This window comes from Streptococcus cristatus (assembly GCF_003943815.1).
In the GTDB taxonomy this organism is placed as follows: domain Bacteria; phylum Bacillota; class Bacilli; order Lactobacillales; family Streptococcaceae; genus Streptococcus; species Streptococcus cristatus_F.
The window spans coordinates 1-514 of record NZ_RJNA01000067.1 but is presented as its reverse complement, the minus strand read 5'-3'; the positions used below and the strand labels follow the sequence as shown (position 1 = coordinate 514).

1 protein-coding gene is annotated in these 514 nt (G+C 45.6%); it reads left to right on the top strand.

The window, feature by feature from the left end:
• Window positions 1–68: 68 nt before the first annotated feature.
• Window positions 69–514: mucin-binding protein (locus tag D8872_RS10915; RefSeq protein WP_446677445.1), on the top strand; the 446-nt coding region annotated here is incomplete at its 3' end.

The following is a 514-nucleotide window of genomic DNA, read 5'->3' as shown; positions in this document are numbered from 1 at the left end:
AGACCTTCGATAATGACGATAAGAAGGATCAAACCTTCACCGTTACTCTTCGTCAAGGTACAGAGAAGATTACAGACCCAGCTAAGCTCAACAAGAAAGTATCACGTACAATCAAGTACGAATACGCAGATGGTCAAACAGCGGGTCGTCCAGCTCTGAAAGCTCCNGTGACTCAAGAAGCAGCCTTCACACGTACAGGTGAACGTAACCGTGTAACTGGTAAGGAAACCTTCAGTGCATGGACACCAGCTACGAAAGAATTGGCGCAAGAAGCTACACCAGTTGTAACTGGATTCGTGGCAGATAAGGCCAATGTAGCAGCCAAGACAGTGACTCCTGATGATAAGGATAGCGAAGAAACAGTTAAGTACAGCAAACTTGGTTCATACGTACCAAATGTACCAGACGGACTTCCAAAAGTACCAAACCTTCCATATCCAAACGATCCAACAGATCCAACGAAACCAGGTACTGATCTTCCAGTGATTCCACATGTACCAGGAACTACACCAGT